At 65.6% G+C, this 26,200-nt stretch carries 20 protein-coding genes and 1 pseudogene; 6 read left to right on the forward strand and 15 right to left on the reverse strand.

What is annotated here, in order from left to right:
- Nucleotides 1-464: 464 nt before the first annotated feature.
- Entirely contained in the window at nt 465-2,450 is a 1,986-nt protein-coding gene (locus C7C56_RS00855) for a sigma-54-dependent Fis family transcriptional regulator (protein ID WP_106755616.1), read from the forward strand.
- A gap of 18 nt (nt 2,451-2,468) precedes the next feature.
- Here C7C56_RS00855 and C7C56_RS00860 read toward each other — a convergent pair whose 3' ends face one another.
- From C7C56_RS00860 to C7C56_RS00890, 7 genes are all read right to left on the reverse strand, one after another.
- A complete protein-coding gene (locus C7C56_RS00860) occupies nt 2,469-3,461 on the reverse strand; it encodes an FAD:protein FMN transferase (protein ID WP_307719014.1) in 993 nt (330 codons plus the stop codon).
- Nucleotides 3,458-5,563, reverse strand: coding sequence for a 4Fe-4S binding protein (locus C7C56_RS00865; RefSeq protein WP_106755635.1), 2,106 nt, complete (start codon nt 5,561-5,563; stop codon nt 3,458-3,460). Before C7C56_RS00865 ends, C7C56_RS00860 begins: the two co-directional genes overlap by 4 nt.
- Nucleotides 5,564-5,587: 24 nt before the next feature.
- The gene (locus C7C56_RS00870; RefSeq protein WP_106755617.1) at nt 5,588-6,742 is read right to left on the reverse strand and encodes a porin; all 1,155 of its coding nucleotides are present in this window, start codon (nt 6,740-6,742) and stop codon (nt 5,588-5,590) included.
- A 432-nt stretch (nt 6,743-7,174) separates the two neighbouring features.
- The gene (locus tag C7C56_RS00875; RefSeq protein WP_267874661.1) at nt 7,175-8,923 is read right to left on the reverse strand and encodes a PQQ-dependent methanol/ethanol family dehydrogenase; all 1,749 of its coding nucleotides are present in this window, start codon (nt 8,921-8,923) and stop codon (nt 7,175-7,177) included.
- Nucleotides 8,916-9,335: a DUF779 domain-containing protein gene (locus C7C56_RS00880; protein ID WP_106755618.1), complete on the reverse strand. Its 420-nt coding sequence runs from the start codon at nt 9,333-9,335 to the stop codon at nt 8,916-8,918. The genes C7C56_RS00875 and C7C56_RS00880 overlap by 8 nt, the downstream gene beginning before the upstream one ends.
- Before the next feature lie 27 nt (nt 9,336-9,362).
- Nucleotides 9,363-10,883, reverse strand: a complete 1,521-nt coding sequence (gene adh / locus C7C56_RS00885; RefSeq protein WP_106755619.1) for an aldehyde dehydrogenase — start codon at nt 10,881-10,883, stop codon at nt 9,363-9,365.
- 239 nt (nt 10,884-11,122) lie between these two features.
- The gene (locus C7C56_RS00890) at nt 11,123-12,082 is read right to left on the reverse strand and encodes a beta-propeller fold lactonase family protein (protein ID WP_106755620.1); all 960 of its coding nucleotides are present in this window, start codon (nt 12,080-12,082) and stop codon (nt 11,123-11,125) included.
- A 166-nt stretch (nt 12,083-12,248) separates the two neighbouring features.
- On the opposite strand from C7C56_RS00890, the gene C7C56_RS00895 reads away from it, so the two are divergent.
- Nucleotides 12,249-14,390 (forward strand): TonB-dependent receptor family protein, encoded by a 2,142-nt coding sequence (locus C7C56_RS00895; protein WP_106755621.1) that lies wholly within the window; start codon nt 12,249-12,251, stop codon nt 14,388-14,390.
- Nucleotides 14,391-14,580: 190 nt separating this feature from the next.
- Nucleotides 14,581-15,309 (forward strand): uracil-DNA glycosylase family protein, encoded by a 729-nt coding sequence (locus C7C56_RS00900; protein ID WP_109246544.1) that lies wholly within the window; start codon nt 14,581-14,583, stop codon nt 15,307-15,309.
- A 48-nt stretch (nt 15,310-15,357) separates the two neighbouring features.
- On the opposite strand, the gene C7C56_RS00905 is transcribed toward C7C56_RS00900, so the two are convergent.
- The 7 genes from C7C56_RS00905 to C7C56_RS27855 form a co-directional block, all read right to left on the reverse strand.
- Entirely contained in the window at nt 15,358-17,688 is a 2,331-nt protein-coding gene (locus C7C56_RS00905; protein WP_106755623.1) for a TonB-dependent receptor, read from the reverse strand.
- Nucleotides 17,685-18,518, reverse strand: a complete 834-nt coding sequence (locus C7C56_RS00910; RefSeq protein ID WP_106755624.1) for a substrate-binding periplasmic protein — start codon at nt 18,516-18,518, stop codon at nt 17,685-17,687. Before C7C56_RS00910 ends, C7C56_RS00905 begins: the two co-directional genes overlap by 4 nt.
- 25 nt (nt 18,519-18,543) lie before the next feature.
- Nucleotides 18,544-19,014, reverse strand: coding sequence for a cytochrome c-550 PedF (gene pedF / locus C7C56_RS00915; protein WP_106755625.1), 471 nt, complete (start codon nt 19,012-19,014; stop codon nt 18,544-18,546).
- Nucleotides 19,015-19,194: 180 nt separating this feature from the next.
- Nucleotides 19,195-20,064 (reverse strand): M48 family metalloprotease, encoded by an 870-nt coding sequence (locus C7C56_RS00920; protein ID WP_106755626.1) that lies wholly within the window; start codon nt 20,062-20,064, stop codon nt 19,195-19,197.
- Nucleotides 20,061-20,567, reverse strand: coding sequence for a hypothetical protein (locus C7C56_RS00925; RefSeq protein WP_146204221.1), 507 nt, complete (start codon nt 20,565-20,567; stop codon nt 20,061-20,063). Before C7C56_RS00925 ends, C7C56_RS00920 begins: the two co-directional genes overlap by 4 nt.
- Entirely contained in the window at nt 20,564-22,429 is a 1,866-nt protein-coding gene (locus tag C7C56_RS00930) for an adenylate/guanylate cyclase domain-containing protein (protein ID WP_106755628.1), read from the reverse strand. The genes C7C56_RS00925 and C7C56_RS00930 overlap by 4 nt, the downstream gene beginning before the upstream one ends.
- A gap of 43 nt (nt 22,430-22,472) precedes the next feature.
- On the reverse strand, nt 22,473-22,778 hold the full coding sequence (locus C7C56_RS27855; protein ID WP_146204222.1) for a hypothetical protein: 306 nt from the start codon (nt 22,776-22,778) through the stop codon (nt 22,473-22,475).
- 63 nt (nt 22,779-22,841) lie between these two features.
- On the opposite strand from C7C56_RS27855, the gene C7C56_RS00940 reads away from it, so the two are divergent.
- A complete protein-coding gene (locus tag C7C56_RS00940; protein ID WP_106755630.1) occupies nt 22,842-23,372 on the forward strand; it encodes a c-type cytochrome in 531 nt (176 codons plus the stop codon).
- Between the two features lie 63 nt (nt 23,373-23,435).
- Nucleotides 23,436-23,861, forward strand: a complete 426-nt coding sequence (locus C7C56_RS00945) for a DUF305 domain-containing protein (protein WP_229457816.1) — start codon at nt 23,436-23,438, stop codon at nt 23,859-23,861.
- A gap of 19 nt (nt 23,862-23,880) precedes the next feature.
- Here C7C56_RS00945 and C7C56_RS30630 read toward each other — a convergent pair.
- A pseudogene (locus tag C7C56_RS30630) lies at nt 23,881-25,598 on the reverse strand (serine hydrolase domain-containing protein).
- Between the two features lie 149 nt (nt 25,599-25,747).
- Here C7C56_RS30630 and C7C56_RS00960 point away from each other — a divergent pair.
- Nucleotides 25,748-25,915 carry a hypothetical protein gene (locus tag C7C56_RS00960; RefSeq protein ID WP_370660171.1) on the forward strand — a complete coding sequence of 56 codons (168 nt, stop codon included), beginning with the start codon at nt 25,748-25,750 and terminating at the stop codon, nt 25,913-25,915.
- Nucleotides 25,916-26,200 lie beyond the last annotated feature (285 nt).

A 26,200-nucleotide genomic window follows, 5' to 3' on the forward strand; every position in this document is an offset into this window, starting at 1 on the left:
CTTATTCTGTGTTGCAAGCTGCTTGGTGATGAAGCGTTGTGTTCATCAGCAGCGAGGCAAGATTATGAGGCACTGCATCGTAATCGTCAACCCCTTATTTTCTACCGCACCGCCGTTTCCGGCCGTCCCCGCCGCTCCAGATTGCTACCGTTTCAGCGGGGAGGCGAACTATAGCAAACGCCGTCGTGGCCGGCAAGGCTTAATTGGCGGATCGCCTCGCCGATCCAGGCAAAGCCAAGCCGCTTATTGACCCCGGCTTGGGGTACCCGCAGTAAGGTGGGCGCAAGCCTCCTGCGCCACACTCGCCCGCTGGCACCGAGCTTGCTTAGGGTAGCTGGGCCGGGGCGGCGGCGCCGACGCCCTTTGCTCAATCTTTGCTCAATTATGGTACAGGTGCTACATTCAGGTACACCCCGCAGTGCCGCCACAGAGTCCCTCAAGGGGCCATAGAAGGAGACAGCATCATGCATCAGCAGCCTGCGTCGGAATTGGACAAGCGGTTCAACACGCCATTGCCGCTCCCACAAGACCAGCAATGCCCGGGCGACAGCCCCGCCGCGGCGATCGAGACCTCGCACCGGCGCTCGCTCGAATACGGCCTGCGCGCCGACGACCGGCCCGATTTCAGTCCCATGGCCCGCGCCGAATTGTCGGTCTTGATCGAACAGAACCGCTTGTTGCACGCGCACGCGGTGCCGGCCATGGAGACGCTGTACCAGCAGATCATCAACACCCACAACATGGTGATCCTGACCGACGCCAACGGCGTGATCGTGCATTCGCTCGGCGACGCCGACTTCCTCGAAAAAGCCAACCGCGTGGCGCTCGCTCCCGGCGTGGCCTGGTCCGAGCAAAGCAAGGGCACCAACGCGATCGGCACCGCGATCGCCGAAAAACAGGCCACCCTGGTGCACGCCAACCAACACTATCTTTCGGTCAACCACTTCCTCACGTGTTCGGCAGCGCCGATCACCGACCACCAGGGCAATGTGGTCGGCGTGCTCGACGTCTCCGGCGACCAGCGCAGCTTCCACCGGCACACCATGGCGCTGGTGCGCATGTCGGCCCTGATGATAGAAAACCAGATGTTCGCGGCCGCCTTCGAGGACGCGATCACCCTGCATTTCCATGCGCGGCCGGAATTCATCGGCACGCTGATGGAGGGCATCGCCTCGTTCAGCCCGGGCGGGCGCTTCCTGTCGGCCAACCGGAACGGCTTGTTCCAGCTCGGGCTGTCGTTCGCGGCCCTCCAGTCGCACACCTTCAGTTCCCTGTTCGGCCTGCCCGTGTCGGCGCTGTACGACCATTACCGCACCGCCAGTCCCGGTCTGTTGAACCTGTGCATGCACAGCGGGGTGCGCGTGTTGGGGCGCGCCCAGTTGCGCCTGCAGCACGGCGTGCACACCCTCGGCGGCCAGCACGAGGCCGCCGCCGCGCCCCCCGCGCCGTATCCGGGCGCCCAGGGCGCCCAGGGCCAGGCCGCGCGGCGCCTGTCGGGGCTGCGCTACCTGAACACGGGCGACCCGCAGATCGAGCTCTTGATCAACAAGGTCAACAAGGTGCTCGGACGCGACATCCCGATCCTGATCATGGGAGAGACCGGCACCGGCAAGGAGTTGCTGGCCCAAGCCATCCACAACGACTCGCCGCGCGCGATGGGGCCGTTCATCGCGGTCAACTGCGCCTCGATCCCGGAGACCCTGATCGAGTCGGAGCTCTTCGGCTACGAGGACGGCGCGTTCACGGGTGCGCGCAAGAAGGGCGCGGTCGGCAAGATCTTGCAGGCCAACGGCGGCACCCTGTTCCTCGACGAGATCGGCGACATGCCGTTCAGCCTGCAGGCCCGCCTGCTGCGCGTATTGCAAGAACGCATGGTGACCCCGCTCGGCAGCGACAAATCGATCACGGTCAACGTCGAGCTGATCTGCGCGACCAACCACAACCTGCGCGAGCGCATGGCCAGAGGCCTGTTCCGCGATGACTTGTACTACCGGCTCAACGGCCTAGTGGTCAAACTGCCGCCGCTGCGCGAACGCACCGACCTCGAGACGGTCGTCAAGAAATTCCTCGCCACCGAGTCGAACGGCGGGCGCTACGCGGTCTCGCCCGAGGTGCTCAAGCTGTTCATGCGCCACAAGTGGCCGGGCAACTTCCGCCAACTGACCAACCTTTTGCGCACCGCCATCATCATGGCCGGCGACGACCACGAGATCTCCCTGCTCCACATGCCGGACGATTTTCTCGACGACATCGACAGCGAACACGGCGCGCAGGCCGGCGCCTTCGCCGGTGCCGATCGCATGGTCGCGTGCGGCACCCGGCTCGAGGAGATGGAGCACAACGTGATCCTCAAGTCGCTCGAGGCGAACGGCGGCAACGTTTCGGCCACGGCGCGCGCGCTCGGCGTGTCGCGCAACACCATCTACCGCAAGGTGCCCAACCTGAAGTAGGCCGGCCATGGCGCGCCATCAGGCCGCCTTGGCCGCGAACGCGGGCGACTTCCAGACCTCCCCGCGCTTGTTGATCGTCATCAGATCGACCCCGGGCAGATGCGCCGCCAGCGCGTGCGCGCGGCGCGCCCCCATCACCACGAACGCCGTCGACAGGCCGTCGGCCTCGATGCCGGTGGGCGCGAGCACGGTCACGCTGGCCATTTCCCTGGGCGACTCCGAGGTGGCCGGATCGAAAATGTGGTGGTGCGAAAAATCGGGAGTGAAGCTGCTCGCGTAGTCGCCCGAGGTGGCCATGCTGCGCCCGTCCAGCGCCACCGTCGCGGCCAGCGCGCCGGCCTCGCGCGGGTCGGCCACGCCAAGCAGCCACGGCCGCGTAGCCCGGGGCGCGCCGAGCGCGGCGAACTCGCCGGTGTTGACCAGCGCGTGATCGATCCCGCGCGCGCGCAGGGCCGCCAGCGCCAAATCGGCGGCGTAGCCCTGCGCCAAGCCGTTGAGCGTGATCGCCATGCCGGGCTTGCCAAACAGCACGCGCGCGCGATCGGCTTCGACCCGCCGCCAGCCAACCCGCGCCCCCGCGAGCCCGCGCGCATGCGGGGGTGGCAGGCCGTCGGCCGCCGCGTTGAATAGTTGCCACAGCGGTTGCACGGTGATGTCGAACGCGCCTTGGGTCAGCGCCGACAGCGCGCGCGCATGCCCGAGCACGACCAGCAGGCGCGGGTCGGGCCGCGCCAGGAAACCGTCGCGGTTGAGCCGAAACACTTCGCTGTCGGGGCTGTAAATGCTCATCAGCCGGTCGACGCCCTGCAGCGCGGCGAGGGCGTCGGCGATGGCCGCCCGCGCCAGGCGCGCGTCGCGGTGCCTCACCGCCACATTGACCGTGGTGCCAAACGCGAGCGCGGCGCCGGTGTGGAGCGCGGCGTCGATCCGCGGCGCGCCCGCCGCGCCGTGGCCCGCCGCCCCGGCGGCGGCGCCGAGCGACGCCGCGATAAAGGTTCTACGCCGCATCATGCCCCTCCTCTTTCCAAGTTCTCGACACGGACGATGGGAATCGTGCGCGCGCGTTTAATCTCGAGCATGCGCGGCGCGCACCTCTCGTCGCTCGCGTGAATGACCACGCAATCCATGCACTGTAAGCATTCGGCGTAGTCGACCGCGCCACCGGGTTCGATGGCCTGGTAGTCGCAGCGGTGGCGACAGGTCTGGCAGGGCGTGCCGCACTCGGCGCGGCGCGCGATCCAGGCTAAACGGCGCAGGCGGCCCATGACGGCGAGCGCGGCGCCGAACGGACACAGGTAGCGGCAGAAAAACTTGTAGACGAACATGCCCGCGCCCAGCAGTCCGAGCGCGTACAGCACGTGCGGCCAGGACCGCACGAACGCGAGCGTGATGGCGGTCTTGAACGGCTCCACCTCGACCAGCCGGTCGGCCAGCGCAGGCGCCACCGCGGCGCCGCCCAGCACGCCGGCCAGCACCACATACTTGAGCGACTTCAGGCGCGCATCGGTGCGCGTGCGCAAGCGCAATTGCGGCACCCCGAGCCACCCGGCGACCTTGCCGATGAACTCCTGCAGCGCGCCGAAGGGGCACAGCCAGCCGCAAAAGGTGCCGCGCCCCCACAGCAGCAGGCTTGCGCCGACGAAAATCCACAGCACCACGCCGATCGGGTCGTACAGCAGGAATGCCAGGCCGCGCCCGGCCGACAGGGCCTGGACCACGCCCGTGATCGTGACGATCGACAGCTGTCCCTGCGCAAAATAGCCGATGAAGCCGAGGGTGAACAGCAGATAGGCGCGGCGCAACCACGCGAAACGCCGGGCGTCGGCGGTGAGGGCCTGTTGCCGCCACAGCGCAATGGCAAGCAGCGCCAGCGCCGCCGCAAGCACGAGCAGTTCCGGCAGGCGCTCGCGCCAGATCCCGCGCCACCCGCTGTCGCGTCCCCGCGGCAGCAGATACAGGCTGGCGGGCAGGCGGTACGGGATGGCCACCTCGCGCGTGATGCGCTCGGGATAGACGATGCCCTTGCTGCGCGTGATAGGCAGCGCGAAATCGAGCGCGCCGGCCGGGTCGAGCCCGGCTTGGCCGATGATGCGGAACACGCTCACGTTTTCGGTCGGCAATCGGCTGTTGTCGGCCAGCGTCAGCGCCAGGTCGAGGTCGCGCATTTCGACCGGCAAGCTGTCCTGCCTGAGCGTGAGCCGGTCCGACACGCTGCCGCGCACGAAGTCCTCGCCGATCACGCTGTGGCTGCCGGACGACATGGCGAGCATCGCGTGGTCGCCCTCGTCGAGCCGCCCGCGCAGCTTGTCCCAACTGGCCGCGTCGAGCAGATTGCGCCCGATCGTCGGCACCGAGACCCAGGCGAGATAGAGGTCGATGAAGAGTTCGCCGGGCCGGGCCAGCGCGTCGGCGTCGAGCCCGCCGCCGGCGCTGCCCCGGAACAGTTGCTCGACCTGCCCCCGGGTCAGGCGCACATGCGTGATCATGCCCGCCGCGAGCAACTGCGCGGCGCCCATTTTGGTGAACTCCGCGGTCAGGATGCGTGCGATCCGGTCGGGGTCGCGCCCCTCGGCGAAACCGAGCTTTTTGCGCGACACCTTGAGCGCGGCCGACAGCACGCTCTGGTTGATGATCCGCACCGACGCGGTCGCCTTGGACACGCCGTCGAGGTAGGCGTGCGCGGCGTCGGGCGCGCGCGTGCGTTTGAGCTTGCTGTCGATGGTGATGCGCTGGCGCGGCGACAAACCCTTGTATTGCGCCGCGAAAGCGCGCAGTGGCGCCTCGCCCAGGCCGTCGAGGAACACCGGTTCGTGGTGCGACAGCACCGAGACGTCGAGAAAATCGCCCTTGGAGTCGATCAGCACGAGCAGGTTGACCGGCACGCCCGCGAAACCGGGGATCGGCGCGAGGTCGATCGACTCGAAGGCGTAGCCGACCAGCTCGGTCCGGGTGCCGTTTTGCTTGAACACGGGCCAGGCCGGCACATCGCGCTCGCGCTCGCCCACGCTCAGGGGCGCGGGGAAGCGCGACGCCAGCTCGGCGCGCGTGAGCACGCCGGCCGGGACGGCGGCCGCCGCGCCCAGCAGCGCGAGGCAGAGGAGCAATCGAAGCACGAACACGCCCGGCCTCGCTTCGGCTCAAAAGAAAATGATGCCGCCGACCGAGACGCCGTTCATGCGCGCCGCGTTGCCCGAGAACGCCTTCGAGCGCGTCTGCCCGACCTCGCCGACGAGCGTGATCACCTTGTTGATCGCGTAGTAGGCGCCCACGCTCAGGTTGGCGTTCGAGCGCAAAGCCCCCCTGCCCGGCCGGTTGTCGTCGTTCTCGCTGGTGCCGTAGCTCACCCCGAGCTTGAGTTTCGGGCTTGCCTTGAAGGTGCCCTGGACGAAGTAATTGGTCGAATCGACGTCACCCTGGTCGGCGTCCGACAGGATGCCCAGCCCGGTGCCGGACTGCACGTTGGCGAGCAGGCCGAGCGCGCCGAACTGGACCGATCCGCCGAGCTCGAAGCCCGACATGGTCAGATCGGGCACGCCGGCCGTGATCGAGGTGAATTTCTGCGTCTTGGCGCCGGCCCAGGCTTTGAAGGCATCCTTGGTGTAGCTCAGCTGGGCCTGCACTTGCGGGCCCGACTTGCCGGTGTAACGGGGCGCGCTCAGTATCGGCGTGTCGGCCACCGGGCTCATGAGGGCGATGTCGAAGCCGATGCCGCGGCCCGGCTGCGGCGCGCCGTACGCGATCTGGCCGTAGTTGCCGAGGTAGCTGTAGCCGGCGCCGATGTGGCCGAGCGTGACGCGCCCGCGCTGGGTCGCCTGCACCGGCGCGCCGGCGCCGAGCAAGGTCATGTCGCCCAGGATCGCATTGGCGCCAAAGATGCCGTAGTCGCGTCCGAGCTTGAAGGTGCCCAGTTCCGCGTTGCCGAACGTGAAGTAGGCCTGGCGCACGTCGACCACGCTGTTCTGGCCGATCGCGCTGTCGGTCGCGGTGGAATTGTAGATGCCGATGAGCGCCTTGACATCGAAGCCGCCCTGGCGCGACGCCGCCGAGGTGATCAGTCCGTTGGGCAGCAGGCCGTTGCCGATCGTGGTGCGCTGGTCCTGGCCGCCGCAGCCGAGGCCCTCGCCGCCGAGCGCGAGCCCGCCGACCGCGGCGCCGCCGCACGACACCGCCGTGTAGTAGGCGTTGACGATGCCGCCCAAGTTCACGGTCCATTCGCCGGCCACGATCTCGGCCGCCTGGGCGCATTGCATGCTCGCCGCGCTCAGCGCGCTCAACAGAAAAATCTTCCTCATTCGGTTCTCCTCTTTCATATTCTTTTTTGGTGGACACATCGGTCGATGCACTTCCATTGATGGCAATTTGCGTGCCACGCGCGGTGACGGGCTGCTGCGCGGGGAAGGCGGAAATCCTGCGCTGAATCGGACCAGTGCGGCGTTGCACTGTTCTGTTTGGACGCAGTCGGCGCGGACGCCAAAGACGGCCCAAAAACACATCGTCCCCGCGCAGGCGGGGATCCATAGAACGTTCGCACCAAGCAACCGTTCTATGGATCCCCGCATGCGCGAGGACGACGTATATTGATGCGCCTTGCTGCTTATCGTTCAGCGCCGATCAGCCTTTGCTGAGCTTCCACCCCGCCTCTAGCGAAAGCCCCCAAAACACTTCGTCCCCGCGCAGGCGGGGACGAAGTTTATTGCGGCTTGCCGCTTGGCGTTCAGCGCCGATCAGCCTTTGCTGAGCTTGAACACGAAGACCGAGCCGCCCTGCTCGAGGAAGTTGACCTTCTTGGCCACTTCGCCGCCCCACAGCGGCACCGCGCCACCCCAGCCCGACACGACCGCGACGTATTGGGTGTCGCCGTCCTGCCATGTGACCGGCGGCGCCACCACGCCGGAGCCGGTCTGGAATTTCCACAACTGCTTGCCGGTCCTGGCGTCGACCGCCTTGAGGAAGCCTTCTGGCGTGCCGTAGAACACCAGCCCGCCGGCGGTGCTCATGACGCCGCCCCACAAGGGCGCGTTGTTTTTGATCTCCCACACAATTTTTCCGGACTTCGGATCAATCGCCCGCAGCGCCCCGATGTAGTCGTCGAACAGGGGGCGGATCGTAAAGCCGGCCCCGAGGTAGGCGCCGCCCTTCTTGTAGCTGATCGGCTCGTTCCAGATGTCCATGCCCCACTCGTTGGCCGGCACATAGAACAATTTGGTCTGCGGGCTGTAGGCCATCGGCATCTGGTTCTTGGCGCCGAGGAAGGCCGGCGCCGCAAACACGGTGCTGCCCTTGGCGCCCTCGGCGCCCTTGGTCGGGTTGCCCGGACGGTTGGCCGCGATGAAATTGGGGCGCCCCGTCTTCAGGTCGATGCTGCTGGCCCAGGTGATCTTGCGCACGAACGGAAACGCGTTTTTCAGCTTGCCGTTGGCGGCGTCCAGCACATAGAAAAAGCCGTTGCGGTCGGCCTTGCCGCCGTAGCGCATGCCGTCCATGTCGAAGGTGACGAACTCGTTCGCGCCGTCGAAATCCCAGGAGTCGTTGGGCGTGTTCTGGTAGGCCCATTTGATGGCGCCGGTGCCGACGTCGAGCGCCACCGTCGAGGATGAGAACAGGTTGTCGCCCGGGCGCAGGTGGCTGTTCCACGGCGCCGGGTTGCCGGTGCCGAAATAGGCCAGGCCGGTGCTGTCGTCGTAGGTGCCGCCCATCCAGGTGGCCGCGCCGCCGGTCTTCCAAAGGTCGCCCGGCCAGGTCTTGTTGGTGGTGCCCGAGATGCCGGTCTCGGTCTTGTTGCCCTCCTTGTCGTAGCGGTAGCCCATGTGGCCCTCGACGGTGGGGCGGACCCAGACCAGCTGGCCGGTCATCGGATCGCGTGCCTCGACCCGGCCGACGATGCCGAACTCGCCGCCCGAGACGCCCGTCAGCAACAATCCCTTGGCGATCAGCGGCGCCGCCGTCATCGAATAGCCGGCCGCGTAATCGTCGATCTTTTCCTTCCACACCACCTTGCCGGTGGTTTGGTCGAGCGCCACCAGCTGCGCGTCGAGCGTGCCGAAGATGACCAGGTTGCCGTACAGCGCGGCGCCGCGGTTGACCACGTCGCAGCAGGGCATGATGCCGTCTGGCAGGCGGTGCTCGTACTTCCACAGCTTGCTGCCGGTCTTGAGGTCGACCGCGAAAATGCGCGAATACGAGGCGGTCACGAACATCTTGCCGTCGTGGATCAGCGGCTGCGATTCCTGGCCGCGTTGTTTTTCGCCGCCGAACGACATCGACCAGGCCGCCGACAGCCGCCCGACATTCTTGGTGTTGATTTGCGTCAGCGGCGAATAGCGCTGCCCCTGGGTGCCCATGCCGAACGACAGCACGCTCTTCGGCTCCTTGGCGGTGTTGGCCAGCATGGCGTCGGTGACCGTGACCGTGGCCGCCTGGGCGCCGGACAGCGCCGACAAGGCCAGCAGGGCCCCAATGATATTTTTATGCACAATCGTCTCCTCGTTTATAGTGTGGTTTTTTTAGCGCGGCCGCCCGCTCCGCGTTTAATGCCTGAGATTCCTGCTCGCTGAACACGCGCGAACGGGTCAGGAAGCGCCTGCCGCTTCCGTTGTCGAGCGAGAACATGCCGCCGTTGCCGTCGACCACGTCGATGATCAACTGGGTATGCTCCCAAACGCCGAACTGCTCGACGCCGATGTAGAACGGCGTCCCGTCCAGATTGCCGAGATAGACATCGGTGTCGCTGGGGTTGAAGTCGCCCGCCGGGTAGCACATCGGCGCGCTGCCGTCGCAGCAGCCGCCCGACTGGAAAAACAGGAGCGGACCATGGCGCTGGCGCAGCGTGCCGATCATGGCCAGCGCGGCATCGGTGGCGATGACGCGGGCAAGGGCCTTTTCCATGACATTTCCTTTCGGGCTTTGGGGCGTTTAGAAGAAGCCCAATGCTTTGGGGCTGTAGCTCACCAGCAGGTTCTTGGTCTGCTGGTAGTGGTCGAGCATCATCTTGTGGTTCTCGCGGCCGATGCCGGACTGCTTGTAGCCGCCGAACGCCGCGTGCGCCGGATACAGGTGGTAGCAGTTGGTCCAGACGCGCCCGGCTTGGATCGCGCGGCCCATGCGGAAGGCGCGCGCGCCGTCGCGCGTCCACAGCCCGGCGCCGAGGCCGTACAGGGTGTCGTTGGCGATGCGGATCGCGTCGGCCTCGTCCTTGAAGGTGGTCACCGACACCACCGGCCCGAAGATCTCCTCCTGGAAGATGCGCATCTTGTTGTCGCCCTTGAACACGGTGGGCCGCACGTAGTAACCGCCCGCGAGCTCGCCGCTTTGCTCGCTGCGCCCGCCGCCGGCGAGCAGCTCGGCGCCCTCCTGCTTGCCGATGTCCATGTACGACAGGATTTTTTCGAGCTGCTCCTGCGAGGCCTGGGCGCCGATCATGGTGGCCGCGTCGAGCGGGTTGCCCTGCTTGATCGCGGCCACGCGCGCCAGCGCGCGCGCGATGAATTTCTCGTAGATCGATTCCTGGATCAGCACGCGCGAGGGGCAGGTGCAGACCTCGCCCTGGTTGAGCGCGAACATGGCGAAACCCTCGAGGCATTTGTCGAAGTAATCGTCGTCGGCGTCCATCACGTCCGCGAAGAACACATTGGGCGACTTGCCGCCCAGTTCGAGCGTGACCGGGATCAGGTTTTGCGCCGCGTATTGCATGATCAGGCGGCCGGTACCGGTCTCGCCGGTGAAGGCGATCTTGGCGATGCGCTTGCTCGTGGCCAGCGGCTTGCCGGCCTCGAGGCCGAAACCGTTGACGATGTTGAGCACGCCGGGCGGCAGCAGGTCGCCGATCAGCTCGATCAACACGAGGATCGAGGCCGGGGTCTGCTCGGCCGGCTTGAGCACGACGCAGTTGCCGGCGGCGAGCGCCGGGGCGAGCTTCCACACCGCCATCAGGATCGGGAAATTCCACGGGATGATCTGGCCCACCACACCGAGCGGCTCATGGAAATGGTAGGCGTAGGTCTCGTGGTCGATCTGCGCGACCGACCCCTCCTGGGCCCGGATGCAGCCGGCGAAATAGCGGAAGTGGTCGATCGCGAGCGGGATGTCGGCGGCCATGGTCTCGCGGATCGGCTTGCCGTTGTCGATGGTCTCGGCGGTGGCGATCAGGGCCAGGTTTTGCTCCATGCGGTCGGCGATCTTGTTGAGGATGTTGGCGCGATCGGCCTGCGAGGTCTTGCCCCAGGCATCCTTGGCCGCGTGGGCCGCGTCCAGCGCCAGCTCGATGTCCTCGGCGCCCGAGCGGGCGATCTCGCAGAACACCTGGCCGGTGATCGGAGTGATGTTGCCGAAATATTCGCCCTTGACCGGCGCGACGAACTTGCCTCCGATGTAGTTGTCGTAGCGCGCCTTGAATGGATTGGCGACGCCCAGTTTGCTGATGTCTGCGAGATTCATGTCATCCTCTTTGTCGTAGGTTTATCGTTGGTTTCTTAAAACCGTTGCGGGCAACGGCATGGCCTTGTTCACACCCGGTCTATCGCAAAGCCCGTGCCAGCGCGCGAATGGCGGCCATAAATCCGGCCCCGCCCCCGGGTGGCGCCGCGGCCGGCGTTGCGCCGGGCCCGCGGGTGTTGCGCGACAGTTGTTGCAAAGTGTGTTGCAAAGCGTGTTGCAAAGTGGGACAGGTGTTGCGCTCAACGGATCAATACGCCCCAGGGCAATTGCCCGACGGCGATGTCGGCGGTCCTGGTGGCGCTGGCAGTGTCGATCACGGAGACGCTGTGCGAGCGCCCGTTGGCGACGTAGAGCTTGGCGCCGTCGGGCGTGAGCGCCATGTTCCAGGGGCGCTTGCCGACCGCGACGGTGGCGCTGACGACGTTGCGCGCGGCGTCGATGAACATCACGCTGCCGTCGGCGCCGTTGGAGACATACACCTGGGCGCCGTTCGGATGGACCGCGATGCCGTTGGCGTTTTTGCCGACCGGGATGGCGGCCACCGATGTGCGCGTCGCCATGTCGATCACATGGACCGTGTTGACCAGCTCGCAGGCGATGTAGGCGCGCCTGCCGTCGGGCGAAAAGCCGATGCCGCGCGGGCGCAGGCCGACTGCTATGCTGCCCACCTGGATACGCCGGGCGACGTCGATCACGTCGACCTGCTCGGCCTCCTCCGCGCTGACCAACAGCCAGCGCCCGTCCGGGCTGAACACGGCGTGTTCCGGATTGCGCCCGGCGACCTTGATCTCGGCGAGCACCGCGCTGGTGGCGGCGTCGACCAGCGTGACGCTGTTGCCCTCCTCGACCGCGACCGCCACGTACCGGCCGTCGGCCGAGGCGTACACGCCCTCGGGCGACTTGCCCAGCGCAACGCTGGCGCGCGCCCGCCCCGTGGCGGCGTCGAGCACCAGCAGGGAGCTGCTGGCCGCGTCGGCGACGAACAGGGTGCGTCCGGACGCGTCAAGCGCGATGCCGCGCGGGCGGGCGCCTGCGGGGATCGCGCGCACGACGGCGTCGGTGGCCGTGTCGATGACGCTGATGGTGCCCGATTTTTCGTTGGGCACGTAGGCGAGCGGCGCGGCCAGGACGGTGCCGCCGGCGAGGGCGGCGCAGGCCAGCGCGGCGGCCCGCAAGAGGTGCAGGGTGGAACGGTTCATTGGGTTTCCTTTCGGGGAACGCGGCGGGACGCGCGCGCATGGACCGCACCTCGCAATCGCCGTGCCACCGAATCGTCCTGCGTGAATCGGGCTTGGCAGGTATATTGCTTACCGATGCATTGACCGGGGGCCCGTCGCCACCATTGTCAATCCACTGGAGACACCAATGAAGCAGCAGATTTTCCGTTTGAACGCCATCGCCGCCCTGTTCGCGCTGGGTCCTTGCGCCCACGCCGCCGACGCGCCCGCCGCCGAAGTGAGCGCCGAAGTGGCCGCGGCGCCAACCGTTGTCGTGGTGGTGACCGGCAGTCGCGTCGAGCGCAGCAGTTTTGACCTGCCCGCCGCGATCGACGTCGTCGACGCGGACCACATCGGCGCGGCCCAGATGCGGGTCAACCTGTCGGAGTCGCTCGCGGCGGTGCCGGGGCTGGTCGCGCGGAACCGCCAGAACTACGCGCAGGACTTGCAGATCTCCTCGCGCGGCTTCGGCGCCCGCTCGGCCTTCGGCGTGCGCGGGGTGCGCCTGATCGCCGACGGGATTCCGGCCAGCATGCCCGACGGCCAGGGCCAGGCCGCCACCTTCAACCTCGACATGGCCGAGCGCATCGAGGTCTTGCGCGGTCCTTTCTCGGCCATGTACGGCAACCACTCGGGCGGCGTGATCCAGATGTTCACGCGCGACGGCGAGGGCGGCCCCACGCTCGAGCTCGGCGTACTGGGCGGCAGCGACGGCACGCGCAAGCTCGACATGAATGCGCAGGGCAAGAGCGGCGGCGTCGGCTATGTGCTCGACGCCTCGCGTTTCAGCACCGATGGCTACCGCGACCACAGCGCGGCCACGCGCGACCAGGGCTTTGCCAAAATCACCGTGGCGCCCAGCGCCACCAGCCGCCTGACGCTGGTGGGCAACAGCCTGCGCCAGCACGACACGCAAGATCCGCTCGGCGTGCAATGGGAAACCTTCCAACGCGACCCGCGCGCCGGCCAGATCGACGCGGGCGACACCGCCTCGCCCAAGCGCACGCTCGCCGAGCGCTACAACACGCGCAAGAGCATCGACCACCAGCAGTTGGGACTGTCCTACGAGCGGCGTTTCGGCGACGACCGCCTGCGCCTGACGGGCTACGGCGGCAAGCGCCGGGTGATCCAGTACCAGTCGTTTTCGAAGGGGTTCCAGGCGCCGGCCAGCCACTCGGGCGGGGTGGTCGATTTCGACCGCGACTTCCATGGCGCCGACCTGAACTGGCTGGCCGTGCGCAGCATCGCGGGCGGCAAACTCAGCACGACGGTGGGGGTCGAATACGGCCGCTCGATCGATCTGCGGCAGGGATTCGAGAACTTTGTCGGCGGCCAATTCGGCGTCAAGGGCGCCTTGCGGCGCGACGAGCGCGACACCGTCTCGAGCGCCGATCCCTACGTGCAGGCCGAATGGCAGGGCGGCCCATGGGTGCTCAGCGCCGGCCTGCGCCGCAGCAGCCTCAAGTTCGCGGTGCAGGACCGCTACCTGGGCAACGGCGACGACAGCGGCACGGTCGGCTACCGCCACACGACGCCGCTGCTGGGCGTGCTGTACAAGGTCGCGCCGGCGCTGAACCTGTATGCCAGCGCGGCGCGCGGCTTCGAGGCGCCCACGCTCAACGAGCTGTTTTATTCGAGCACGGGCCCGGGCGTCAACTTCGCGCTAAAACCGGCCAGGAGCGCGCATCTGGAACTGGGCGCCAAGGCCCTGCTGGGCGCGGGCACGCGCATCAACGCGGCCCTGTTCCAGGTGCGCACCAGCGACGAGCTCGTCGTCGCCGCCTCGGGCGGCGGGCGCACCAGCTACCGCAACGCCAGCAAGACCTTGCGCCAGGGCCTGGAGCTCTCGCTCGACGCCAACTGGGCCGGCGGCTTCAGCGGCCGCGTGGCCGTCACGGCCCTGCGCGCGATCTACGACCAGGCCTTCGGCGCCGTGGCCGCGGGCAACCGCCTGCCGGGCGTGCCAAACGCCAACCTGTATGGCGAACTGGCGTGGAACGCGAGCGGCCAGCGCTTCGGCGCCGCGCTCGAGACCAGCGCCAGCGGCAAGGTCGTTGCCGACGACGCCAACGCCGACCAGCCGGCGCCAGGCTACGCGGTGGTCAACGCGCGGGTGCAGGCAAAGCAGTCGCTGGGCGGGTGGCGCTTCAAGCAGTATGCGCGGCTCGACAACCTGTTCGACCGCAGCTACGTCGGTTCGCTGATCGTCGGCGACGCCAACAAGCGCTATTACGAGGCGGCGCCGGGGCGCAACTGGGTGCTTGGCGCCAGCGCGCAATACGGGTTTTAGTGGCAAGGTGACAAGGGCCAGGAGTCCGACTTCCCGTCCTCTGGCCGTCGGTCTGCCTAGTCCATGTACGCGGCGCCACGACGACGAACAAAAATTGCCCGCTACTTACGTTATCCTTGTCCTTTCCCATGTCGACGGATCAGCACCTCGGATTGTTTGCGCCTCCTGAACAGGATTAATAGAATCGAATATGTCAATGACCTTATCGCGAGCAACACTGGCTTCCGTCCTCTTTGACGAAATGACGGTTGTGGAACCGTTCCCCGCCGGAGTAGCCGCCGTCCCCGCTATGGCACCTGGAACTTCGTTCTTTCCAGGCGGCGGCGGATTATGGTGCGAAGGTGAGAGCGAAATTTTTCCGGACGTCCTAGTCCTCGGCCACGATTTTTCCACAAAAGAGGAACATGATCGGTTTTTACTTGGCACTGATCGAGACATCGACAGTGCCACTTGGCGCGAACTGATCAAGCTCGCAAAAAATGCAGGCCTAGATCTAAACCGGTGCTTCTTCACAAATGCATTCATGGGATTACGTACTGTGGGCAATAGTACGGCCATCAATCCTGCCCATAAAAATGTCGATTTCAGGAAGATAAATGCCGCCTTTCTGAAGCAGCAGATAGCCATTATTCGTCCTAAGTTGATCATCGTCCTCGGCTCGAAAGCACCGATTCTCCTGTCTCAAGTTTCGGATGATCTTGGGTGCTGGCGTAAGTTCAATTTCGCCGAGATTGATGAGGCAGGGCTCGCCTTTCGGCGAAATGTGAAATTGGAGGCGATGAATCTCATATGCGTGGCCATTCTTCACACGAGTTTTCGTGGTCCCAACTTAAGGTTGCGAAAGTACGGCGATCTAACTGGCAATCTGGCCGAAGTCGCACTCTTGCAAGACGCTCTCAGGGAGGTCGATGCAGTTTAATATCTGGTCGCGGCCCAAGGGCGAACCTCACAGCCTGGAACACCGAACCTAGTAACGGTAGCGCAGGCCCGCCGCGAACGAGCGCGGCGCGCCGGGCGCGACGAAGCGGGCGTGCTGCGCCTGCTCCGGCGCCAGATGGGGCCGCACCAGGCGCCCGTTCGGAAACAGGTCGCTGGCGACCGTGCCGAAGGTGGCGTAGCGGCGGTCGAACACATTGTTGAGGCGCGCGAAAAACTCCCAATTGGCGCCCACTTTCACCCCCGCGCGCAGATTGAGCAGGGCGTAGCCATGCACGCGCCAGTCGGCCACGCGCGCGGCCTCGCCGTCTTCGAGGTCTTCGCGCAAGCCGTCCTCATTGCCTTGGCTGACCATGCTTGATACGGCCTGGGCGTCGGCGCCCAGCGTCAGCTGCGGATTGAGCGCGAAGTCGAGGCCGATTTTGGCCGTGTGCCGCGGCAGCCCGGCGATGCGGGTGCCCGGCCCGACCTCGACCCTGCGCGCACCGGTGAAAATCGTGGCCTCGCTGGCAAAAACGGCATCAAGGTAGTTGTAGCTCACGCGCGCGGCAAGCCGTCCGGATTGGCCGTTGGCGCTAAAATCGACGCCCTGGTGGCGGGTCCGCCCGACGTTGGCGAAGTAGCCCGCGCGCGTGGTGCCCGAGCTCATGAACAGGATGTCGTCGCGGTTCACGCTGCGGTAAACGGACAGGGCCGCGCCCGCGCCGCGCGCCTGCCAGCGCGCGCCCGCCTCGACCGTGCGCGTGAGCACCTGCTTGAGATACGGATCGGCCTGCAGCGCCACAGGCAGCCGGCACGGTTGCGCCGGGTCGGCGCAGCCGAGTTCGATCACGGTCGGCACCCGGTTGCTCTGCGCCACATTGGCCAGCAGCGTCAGCGCGCCGCCGACGGCGTGGGCCAGCCCCAGCGCGGGATTGAGGCGGGTGTAGCTGAACGCCTCGCGCGGTTGCGGCCCCCAGGCGTTGCTCAGGGTATTGACCACGACAGCATGGTTGAAGCGCGCGGCGGCGCTCAGATGGGTGCCGCGCGCGAGGGTGCAAGTGTCGGAGGCGTACAGCCCCCAGGCGCGCGAGCGGCCGGTCACCGAGGATCCGGCCTGCGGTTCATGCGCGGGGTCGGCCAGCACGCCGCGCTGCGCCGTCAGCGAGCCGGGCCGCTCGAACTGGGCGAAGCCGATGCTGTTGCGGTCGAACGTGATGCCGGCATTGATCCGGTGGGCGCCAGCGTCGACGCCGAGGTTGACGCTGGCCCCCTGGCCGGACTGACGCGTGCTGCTGGTGTTGAGCTGGGCCGTGTGCAATGCGGCGCCCTCGGCGCGCGTGAGGCGGCACTCGGCCGGGTCAAGCGCGCCGCCGTCGCCGAGGAAGCCGTCGCCGCAGTCCTCGACGTAGTCGGCATAGTCTTCGCCGATGTCGCCGTTGACGCCGTCGCGGCGGCTGTTGCGGGCGTAGAGCGTGCCCGTCAGCGTGCGGCGCGCGCCGAAGCGGTGGCTGGCGCCCAGGCCGCCCTGCAGCAGGCGGTTGTCGGTGGTGTCGGGATGGGTGTAGACGGCGCGGCGCGCTTGCCGGTACAGGCCATCGGGCAGCACGCCATTGCCGCGCAGCGCGCTGCGCCCGCCCAGCAGCGAGACATGCCAGTCGGTCGCGCCGCTCGACTGCCCGACCTTGAGGAACAGGTTGGCCAGCCGGCCGCGCGAATGGTCGCGCCAGCCGCCGTCGTCGAACAGTGTGGCGGCGACAAAGGCGTGACGCCGGTCGGCGTCGCGCACGCCGTACGACAAGTCGGCGCGGCGGCGGGCGCCGCTGCCCGCCGACAATCCGAACTCGAGCCCGGGGTCGGCAAGCCCGTCCTTGGTGCTCAGGGCCAGCGCGCCGCCCAGCGTGTTGAGCCCGTACATGGGATTGGAGCCCGGCACCAGCAACACCTTGCCGACGGCCGCCTCCGGCAGCATGTCCCAGTTGACAACGTCGCCGAAGGGCTCGTTGACGCGCACGCCGTCGAGGTAGACCGAAATCCCCTGCGCCGAGCCGAGCACGGGCGAGGCGCGGAAGCCGCGGAAGGTGATGTCGTTTTGAAACAGGCTGCCCGATGTCTCGTTGACGTTGACGCCATTCAAGTTGCGCGCCATGAAGTCGGCCAGGTTCTCCGCCTGGGCCTTGCGGATCGCCTCGGCGCCAGCCTGTTGCACCGGATAGGGCAGCAGGCGGCGGTCGATGCCGAGGCCGTCCAACGGCGCCACGCCGACGATTTCGACGACCGCGACGCTGCCGGCCGGATACTCCTGCGCGCGCGCCTGTTGCAGGCAGAGCAGCGCGATGGCGACCGCGGCGGGCAGTGCCGCCTGCCTGAGACGCGGCCTCATGGTTTGGCCAACTGGACCCCGTGTTTGGCGAAGATGGCCTTCAGTTCGCCGCTTTCGGACAGGGCATTCATGGCCGACTGCAGCAGGCGCGCCATGTCGATCTCGTCCTTGCGGACCGCCATCCCGAGCGCCCAGCCGGCGCGGGGCAGGCGTTCGAAGGCCAGCGCGTGCAGCGGGAACGCGGGGTCGCCCCGGAACACCGCCTCGATCTCGGAGCGGTTGGCGAGCACGGCGTCGAGCCGGCCCGCCTTGAGCTGCTCGAGCGCCTCGGCCGCGCTCGGGAAGATGCGCACATCGTCGCGGAATTTGCCGTCGGCCTCGCCGAGCATCAGCATCCCTGCGATCGACACCTTCTCGACGCCGATCCTTTTCCCCCGCAGCGATTCAATGCCGTCGAAGCTGGCGATGGCCGCCGCGCTGCGCACCAGGCGCACCGTTTCCACATGGTAGGGCGCGAAGATCTGCACCTGCCCGTGGCGCGCCATCATGCGCCCGTCCACGGGCACGTGCAGCATCACATCGGCGGGGCCGAAGCCCAGATAGTGGCCCTTCCAGACCATGTTGCGCAGGTCGTCGCCGAGGTCCTCGCCGGCCGGGAATGGCATCAGGCTCAGTTTGAGCCCCAGCTTGTCGGCCAGCGCCTGGGCCAGGTCGACATCGATGCCGCCCGCCTTGTCGGAGAACGGCGCGAAGTCCTTGTAGACGGCGACCTTCAGGTGGCCGGACTGCTGGATTTTTTCCCATTCGGCCCGGGCCGGCAGGGCGGTGCAAAGGGCGAGGCAGGCGCACGCGAACAGCGCGTGCGCGCCTTGGAGGCGGAAGGGGCGCATGGGGTGTTCCTTGGGGGCTGGACGGTCAGTTTTCGCGGCGGGTCTCGAGGTAGGTCTTGATGGCCCACATCGCTTCCTGGTTGAAGACGCCCTCGAACGGCGGCATGTAGACGGCGCCGTTGCGCACTTTTCCGCTGCGTACAGTCGTCAGGTAATACCCGTCCATCTCCTTGAAACAGGCCGCCTTCTTGGCCGCCACCTTCAGGCCGGTGCAGTCGCGGTCGAGCTGGCGCAGGTCGGGCGCTATGCCGCCCGAGATCGCCTCGATGCCGTGGCAGCGCGCGCAGTTCTGGTTGTAGGCCGAGGTGCCGATCTTGAGCGCGAGCTTGTTGTCGCTGTACGGGTTCTGGTCGCGCCATTTGTCGCCGAGCACCGGCAGCCCTTTGGTGTCGACGCCCTGCGGGACCACGTTGCCGTGCGCCCCCGCGAGCATCGAGGTCAACACGGCGGCGGCCACGGCAACAGCGCCGGCAATTGTTTTGATCGGGTGGTTCATGCTGTCTCCTACTGATTTTATGGATGATAATCAGGTAAGAGCAATTGCCATGCCACTGACGACGCCGGTAGAAATCCACGTCGTCCCGGGGTTGGGTGTGCCAGATTGGAACAGGTGTCACATGTGCCGCCACAACCGGGGACCCGCATCCCGGCGGGTCCGGCGGCGATTCCATTGATTCTATCTACCGGGCACCGAGGCCTTGTAACGGGCAGCGAGCGTCGGCTGCTGGTCGAAGCGGTCGAACGACCTGGTCAACACCCGGTCGAGCCGCTCGAGGCGCGAAGTGAAACTGGGATGCGTCTTGAACATGAGCGCGATCGCATCGGAGTCGGGATTGACCGCCTGCAGCGTCTGCAAGGCGGCGGGCAAACCGTACACGTCGTAGCCGGCGCGCGCGGCGATGACCACGCCCATGCGGTCGGCTTCGTACTCCTCCTCCTTGTCGAGCCCTTTGGCGAAGATGTCGATGCCGCCGGCGACGACCTTCGACAGGAGTGCGCCGTTTTGACTTTTTGCCGTCAGCATCATGCCCGCAAATTCGGTGGCATGGCTTTGGCTGGCGGCCTTCCTGATCGCGTTCAATTGGTGCTTCCTGACCACGTGGGCGATCTCGTGCGCCAGGATGCCCGCCAGCTCGGCCTCGTTCTTGAGGCTCAGCAACAGCCCCTTGGTGATGAATATGTAGCCGCCCGGCGCGGCGAACGCATTCAAGCCCTTGTCGTCGAGAACCGCGAAATGCCAGGGCAAATCCTGGCGCTCGGTCTGCATCGCGAGCCAACGCCCGACACTGCCCACATAGCGCTGAGCCTTGCGGTCCTGCAGCAGCGGAGCGGTGCCCAGCACATTGCTGGCGATGCCCTGCCCCAGGGCGATTTCCTCCGGCTGGGTGAAATCCCTGGTCGCCTCATTGACCTTGCTAAATTGTTTGGCGGTACTGCCTAGGTCGATCGACTGCAGGTCGCGTAGATTGGTGATCGGCATGCCGGTCGAGGTGCAGGCGGCGCACGCGACGGCGCCAAGCAGGGCGGCGAGTTTGGTTCTCATCATTGTTCTCCTCCTGATACATAATCGAGCCTTTGCGGCGCCAGCTTGCCGGCTTTGGCAAATTGCCGCACCTCACCCGGGCCGGGCCCTTGCGCTTGCATCTGCTGGAGCGCGAAGGTGTTAGGGCGCGCGTTCTTCAGGCTTTCGGCGGTGATGATCCCCTTGACGCCGGTCGTGGCGGTGCTGCCGCTGCTGCCCGTGGTGGCCACGTTGTACAAGGCATTCGCGCCGCTCGCGGGGCTGCCCTTGACGCTTGCGCTCTGCTCGAAACGCAGGCTCAACATCTTCACCCAGCCGGTATTATTGTCGGCTTTGACCTGCATCCAACTCGCCTTGCGCTCAAGCACGTCGACGCGCACGCTCTCGGCCAGCCTTGCCAAATTCGCGGCATCCGAAAACGGCGTCGCCTTCAAATCGGTGGGGCGCACCGTGAACGCATGCTCGGCGCCGTGCGCACTTCCGGCCAGCATGCCGATGCCGACCACTATCGAAGTGAATCTATTCATTTACCTGCTCCTTTTTTTTCCGGCGCAAACAGGTTCACATCCTGCCCGCGGCCTTTTACTTCAAATGATCCGAACGACTTGAAACTGAATGCGTCCCCGCATTGCTGCCTGGTCTCCTCGGATACCAGAATCCGCGAGACGCCTTTGGTGAGACTTTCGATGCGGCTGGCCAGATTGACGGTGTCGCCGATGGCCGTGTATTCGCGCCGCTTGTCCGAGCCGATCAGGCCCACCACGGCCGGACCGGAGTGGATCCCGATGCCGACATCGAAATCGAGATCCCCCGCGCCCAGTTCGGCCTTGAAGCGCCGCAGCACCTCGGCCATTTCGAGCGCGGCCAACACGGCGTTGCGCGCGTGGTGCGGGTCGTCGAGCGGCGCGCCCCAGAAGGCCATGATGCAATCGCCGATGAATTTGTCGAGCGAGCCGCCATGCCGGAACACCACCTCCACCTGCAGGGTGAAATAGCGGTTCAGCAGTGCCACGATCTCTTGCGGCGTGCGGTTTTCGGATAGCGCCGTGAAGCCGCGGATATCGGAAAACAAGACCGATATCTGGCGGCTGTCGCCGGCGCCCAATACGATCCCATGCGTGAGCAATTGCTGGACCACGTGCGGATTGACGAAGCGGCTGAACTGTTTGATGGCCTCGTGGCGCGACTTGCGTTCGGTCAGATAGGCATGCAACGCTCCGGCGAAATAATAGGCCCATGCCAGCATCAGCGGCACGATCAACGGCAACAGCCACAGGCGCGTGATGGCCGAGTAGGTAAGCGCCAGCAGCAGCAAGCTGAGCGCGCCAAGGGCGGCGCCAACCAAAAGCACGTTGGCGCCGTACAAAAACGCGCCGAACACGCAGGCCAGCATCATGCAGGCGGCGAGCGGCACCACCCAGGCCGGCGGGGAGCGCATTGCGCGCTGGTTCTTTAAATTGTCGACGGCGGTCGCAAGGATTTGCACACCCGGATACTGGCTGGCGATCGGGGTGCTGCGCAGATCCTCCATGCCGATCGCAGCCGTGCCGATGATGACGATTTTTCCGGTCAATTCATCGCGCGCACGCAATGGTGTTTGCCGGCTGAAATCCTGATACAGGTCGGCATAGGGAATCTGATGGTAGCTTTTTGCCGTCCCCCGCCACGAGAGCAGCATGTCGCTTTGGCGTGGCACGGTGTAGCCGAGATCGGTGGCGACCCGTGCCGGCAAGGAGGGAATCAACCAGCCATAGGCATCGGTGTACAAGTCGTAGCGGCGACCGACGCCGTCACTGTCTTCCCGGAAGTTGATCGTGCCCGTGCGCCAGAAGGCGCGATCTATCACGGTGGGCAACAAAATGTTGATGCGCGCGTTTGGATCCGCATGCCCTGTCCGCAGAAGCCCCAGCGGACCGGCGAGCACCGCGACGTGCAGGCCGCTCGCCGGCGACTCCCTGCCGTTGTGGACCAAGGGGAAGAAGACGTTGGTGTTGCCGGCCAGTGCGTCGTTGAACATGCGATCGTGTTCGGGCCGGTAGGCGTCGCGCTCGTTGAACAGGATGTCGAACACGATGGCTTTGGGCCGCTGCCGCTGCATTCCACGCACCAACTCGCCGTGAACCGAGCGCGGCCAGGGCCAGCTGCCGACCTCATCTTGCATGCGCCGCAGGCTGTCCGTGTCGATGTCGACGATGACGATCTCTGGATCCGGCGTCAAGGTACTGGCGTGGTGGCGCGTGAAGTTATCGAGCACACGGTTCTCCAGCCCGTTGATGCCGCGCAGCCAGGCCATTTCGATGGCCGCGACGACTAGAAAGGCAAGCAGGAGCAGCGTTTTCGCACCATCGATTTTCCCTCGCGGGATCGGGCCATTCGTTTCAGCGTCCATTGCATGACTAGGTGTGTTGACCCAAGCCAAGGTATCGCTATTTTTACTTTAAATCAACCACTTTGTAATGATTTTTGCAACACCAGAAGGCGGTGTGAACGGCGGCGGAGAACGCGTCGCGATGCTCTCGCATGCCGGTCTGCTCAAGTCCGGGGCACGATTCCAAGCAGCGACGCAGGAAAGGCGCGCACCAATTCCGTTCGACGCGGTCTACAGTACCAGCGGCGATCAATTGCGCGCCATTCCACTCATCGTCAAGGAAGTCAACGAGGCTCCCGCCAATGTCCGATCCGACCCCACCCACTTCCAACCAGTCGGCGATGCTTCGCCCGACTGCTTGTTCGTTCACGGGGCGGCCCTGTGCCGCTTGCCCCCCCTTTGAGGCCTGCCCCCATTGCGACGCGGGCGCACCATGAAACGCGTCTTCGGCACCCTGCTCGTGATTGCCATCGCCTTGCTGGCGGCGCTGCTGTTGTTCGTCTACTCGGGCGTCTACAACGTAGCGGCCTCCGAACCGCACACGCGGGCGGTGCGCTGGCTGCTCGAGACCACCCGCAACCAGTCCATTATCGACCGCGCCGAGGCGGTCATCACGCCGACCGACCTCAACAGCGAGCAGCGCACGGTGCGCGGCGCGCGCTTGTATGCGTCCATGTGTCAGCTGTGCCATCTGGCGCCTGGCGTCGAGCCAACGGCGCTGCACCGGGGCCTCAATCCCCAGCCTCCGCGCCTGTCCGCCGAGGCATCCGAGCATTCGTCCCGTTACCTGTTCTGGACCACCAAGCATGGGATCAAAATGACCGGCATGCCGGCTTGGGGCGAGACCCACAGCGACGAAGAACTTTGGGACATCGTCGCCTTCATAAAGGAGTTGCCCGTAATGACGGCGGCGCAATACCAGGCCGCGATCCAAGCGCCCGCCGCCGCATCGCACCCATATTGACGGCGCCAGGCGCCGCCCCCAAAGGAGCATCATCTGATGAATATGTACCCAAGATTTGGCGCCATGATCGCCACCTCGACACTCGTTATGTTCGGCCTCATGTACCTCAATACCTACGTGGCCGATCACATATTTTTCAATGAAACACGGCTCTACATGGCCTTGCTGATGGGTGCATGCATGGCGCTGATCATGCTCGGATTCATGCTCCATATGCTGACCAGCAAAAGGGCCAACATCGCCATCGTGGTCGGAGCCATTGCGTTGTTTGCCGTCTCGCTGTGGCTCGTGCGCAGCCAATACACGGTGCAACAGGTGTCGTACATGAAAGCCATGATTCCGCACCACTCGATAGCGATCCTCACCAGTACCCGCGCCGAGATCCGCGATCCGCGCGTGCGCGCGCTGGCCGATCAGATCATCGAGTCCCAGCAACGCGAAATCGCCGAAATGCGCACCTTGATCGCCGAACTCGAAGGCCAGGATTAAGGTAAGCAGTTCAAGCCGCTCAAGCCCACAGCCGGAATGGCAGCAGGTGCCAGGCGGCAAGCACTACAGTCAATTGGAGCACACCGAACATTGCGGCGAGGTCAAGCCAGTTACGACGCCACTCGCGCATACCGAGCGCGATGCCGACAAGCATCGTCACGGGAAGCATGGCCGTTGCCGCCGCGAGTGAGCCACTGGCCAAGGTCAGTTCACCGAGCTGGAGGAACGACTGCTGGAAGAACAGCGGCAACGGGAGCAAGACCGCGACAACGCCCGCGAAAGGCACAAGCATGGGATGGGAAGCGGATATGCGCCGGGTCGCCATCCGGATAACGCCCGAAATAAGAATGGCTGCCAGTCCGAGCAAACCGATAAGCAGGCTGCCCCACAGCGGCACAAGCTTTAGGAGTGAAACTTTTTCATAGCTCTGCGACCCGGTGCCGATACCGCGCTCGCCGCTGTTTGCGGTCAAGAGGACATGTGAGGCGCTGGCGCGGCCATTGGCCCGGAACAATGCGCCACCGACGTGCGTCAGCTCCACCGCAGGCGACTGGAAAGGCGTGAACCGCAGACCGGCGCCCACCGCGCGCAGCCGCGCAAAGTTAAGCACCGTATCAAGCCACACCAGGCTGGCAAATCGATTGGGCGAAGGAATATAGTATCCCTCCCAGCCGGCCGGATCGAACGCCTGGTCCGGGGCAGGCTCGGTGACCGGCGGGGTCAGCGACAACGCCGTGACCAACAGGGCGTCGAGCAGGCCATAGTTCGCGGTCTCGCTATCGGCGTTCATCGCGATAAAAAACGCCTTTTGCTGCTGCGGGAAGAGGCAGAACATCGCCCGATAACCGACCGTGCTGCCGCCGTGGCATTTTCCGATTGCGCCATGCCGATCGCGTGTGGCGAGGCCAAGGCCAAAGCCGACCTGCAAGCCGACCTTTGCCGCCTCCGTCCCGTGGGGGCGGCCCATCGCCTGCAACAGCTCGCTGGCGATGAATGGTTTGTCGTCGATCCGTCCGTCTCCCATCAAGAAGCGCGCGAGTTTTCCCATGTCGGCCGCGGTGCTAGTGAACTGGCCCGCTGGACGCAAGTACGTGGAAACGGCAGCGTGCGTGGCACCGTTTTCAAAGTGGCCATTGCCAGGCGCGGATCGCCGCGGGGGCCAGCCTGGGTAACGAAGGAAAAACTACTTTCGAGCATTCCCAGCGGTCGCAAAAGATGGGCCTCCAGGTAGCTTTCATAGCGCTCCCCGGTCACCGACTCGATCACCCGTCCAAGCAGGGTATAGCCCATATTCGAGTAGGAGCTATGGGCACCGGGGCGGCTGCGTAGTCGCAAAAGGGAATCCGGACCGATGAATCCATCGGCAAGGGGAGTATCGGGCCCGGGCGCCAGGCTGAAGACCTGAAAGAAGCGGGCATCGTCGAGTCCCGACGTGTGGTCCAGCAGGTGGCGCAGGCGGACAGGGGCGCTGTCTGCCCACCGGTTTTCAAACGCCACATCCGGCAACAACACTGACACCGGGGTTTCCAGTGAAAGCCGTCCCTGGCTGACCAGGCGTAGCACGCCGGCCGCCAGCAGCGTCTTGGCAACCGAGCCAACATGCACGCGGTCGTCCGGCCGCATCTTTTTTCCGGTGCGCGCGTTCTTGACACCGGCGGCACCGACCAACATCGCATTGGAATCGAGCGTCGCCCATACCGCGCCCTGCAGGCCTTGGGTCTGCAGCAATTTGGCCATGTCGGCATTGAACTTGTCAGCGGATGCCGACGCGGGTAGCGGTAGACAGATTAGGAACAGTAGTGCCAACAGCCTCAAGATAAGCCCTTCCAAGTCGTTTTAACGATCTAACATGGCAGGAAGTATCGCGCCGGCGGCGTGAAAAATTTGTGAATAATTGGATCAATGACCTGGCCGATGGAGCGCGCTCGCCTGACGACCGAATTCTCGGCAGCTATTTGCACGGCATGTTCGATACGCCGCAGGTGTGTTCAGCGCTGCTGCGCTGGGCTGGCCTCGATTCTGCCGAGGTCATCGATTCGGACTGGTTGCGCTAGCCTGGAGCGGATTGCGCAAACCGCAGCGCCGCTGCTCGCCAGCCTGAACAAAATCCAATCGGCGTCAGCATCGCAATCTGTAGACTCAAACGGAGCGCGTGGCAGTCGACGGCGACGAACCATCAGGCAAGCAACCGTGGCGCTCGGTTCATGGCGTGTCGGCTGGCTCAACGTCCGTGCAAGACTTGCTCTCGACCAGGAACGAGGTCCGCCGCTCGCATGACTGGAAACGAGTTTCTATTTTGTCGTCGGCGCCACCCCGCTGTTACGTCCGCCAATATTTGA

Source organism: Massilia glaciei, from assembly GCF_003011895.2.
GTDB lineage: Bacteria > Pseudomonadota > Gammaproteobacteria > Burkholderiales > Burkholderiaceae_D > Telluria_A > Telluria_A glaciei.

Coding starts and splice junctions, on each gene's coding strand:
- adh (WP_106755619.1), bottom strand. CDS start 10,883: ATGAATCTCGCAGACATCAGCAAACTGGGCGTCGCCAATCCATTCAAG.
- C7C56_RS00895 (WP_106755621.1), top strand. CDS start 12,249: ATGAAGCAGCAGATTTTCCGTTTGAACGCCATCGCCGCCCTGTTCGCG.
- C7C56_RS00925 (WP_146204221.1), bottom strand. CDS start 20,567: ATGAATAGATTCACTTCGATAGTGGTCGGCATCGGCATGCTGGCCGGA.
- C7C56_RS00870 (WP_106755617.1), bottom strand. CDS start 6,742: ATGAGGAAGATTTTTCTGTTGAGCGCGCTGAGCGCGGCGAGCATGCAA.
- C7C56_RS00905 (WP_106755623.1), bottom strand. CDS start 17,688: ATGAGGCCGCGTCTCAGGCAGGCGGCACTGCCCGCCGCGGTCGCCATC.
- C7C56_RS00855 (WP_106755616.1), top strand. CDS start 465: ATGCATCAGCAGCCTGCGTCGGAATTGGACAAGCGGTTCAACACGCCA.
- C7C56_RS00900 (WP_109246544.1), top strand. CDS start 14,581: ATGTCAATGACCTTATCGCGAGCAACACTGGCTTCCGTCCTCTTTGAC.
- C7C56_RS00860 (WP_307719014.1), bottom strand. CDS start 3,461: ATGATGCGGCGTAGAACCTTTATCGCGGCGTCGCTCGGCGCCGCCGCC.
- pedF (WP_106755625.1), bottom strand. CDS start 19,014: ATGAACCACCCGATCAAAACAATTGCCGGCGCTGTTGCCGTGGCCGCC.
- C7C56_RS00945 (WP_229457816.1), top strand. CDS start 23,436: ATGATCGCCACCTCGACACTCGTTATGTTCGGCCTCATGTACCTCAAT.
- C7C56_RS00890 (WP_106755620.1), bottom strand. CDS start 12,082: ATGAACCGTTCCACCCTGCACCTCTTGCGGGCCGCCGCGCTGGCCTGC.
- C7C56_RS00880 (WP_106755618.1), bottom strand. CDS start 9,335: ATGGAAAAGGCCCTTGCCCGCGTCATCGCCACCGATGCCGCGCTGGCC.
- C7C56_RS00910 (WP_106755624.1), bottom strand. CDS start 18,518: ATGCGCCCCTTCCGCCTCCAAGGCGCGCACGCGCTGTTCGCGTGCGCC.
- C7C56_RS00930 (WP_106755628.1), bottom strand. CDS start 22,429: ATGGACGCTGAAACGAATGGCCCGATCCCGCGAGGGAAAATCGATGGT.
- C7C56_RS00940 (WP_106755630.1), top strand. CDS start 22,842: ATGAAACGCGTCTTCGGCACCCTGCTCGTGATTGCCATCGCCTTGCTG.
- C7C56_RS00920 (WP_106755626.1), bottom strand. CDS start 20,064: ATGATGAGAACCAAACTCGCCGCCCTGCTTGGCGCCGTCGCGTGCGCC.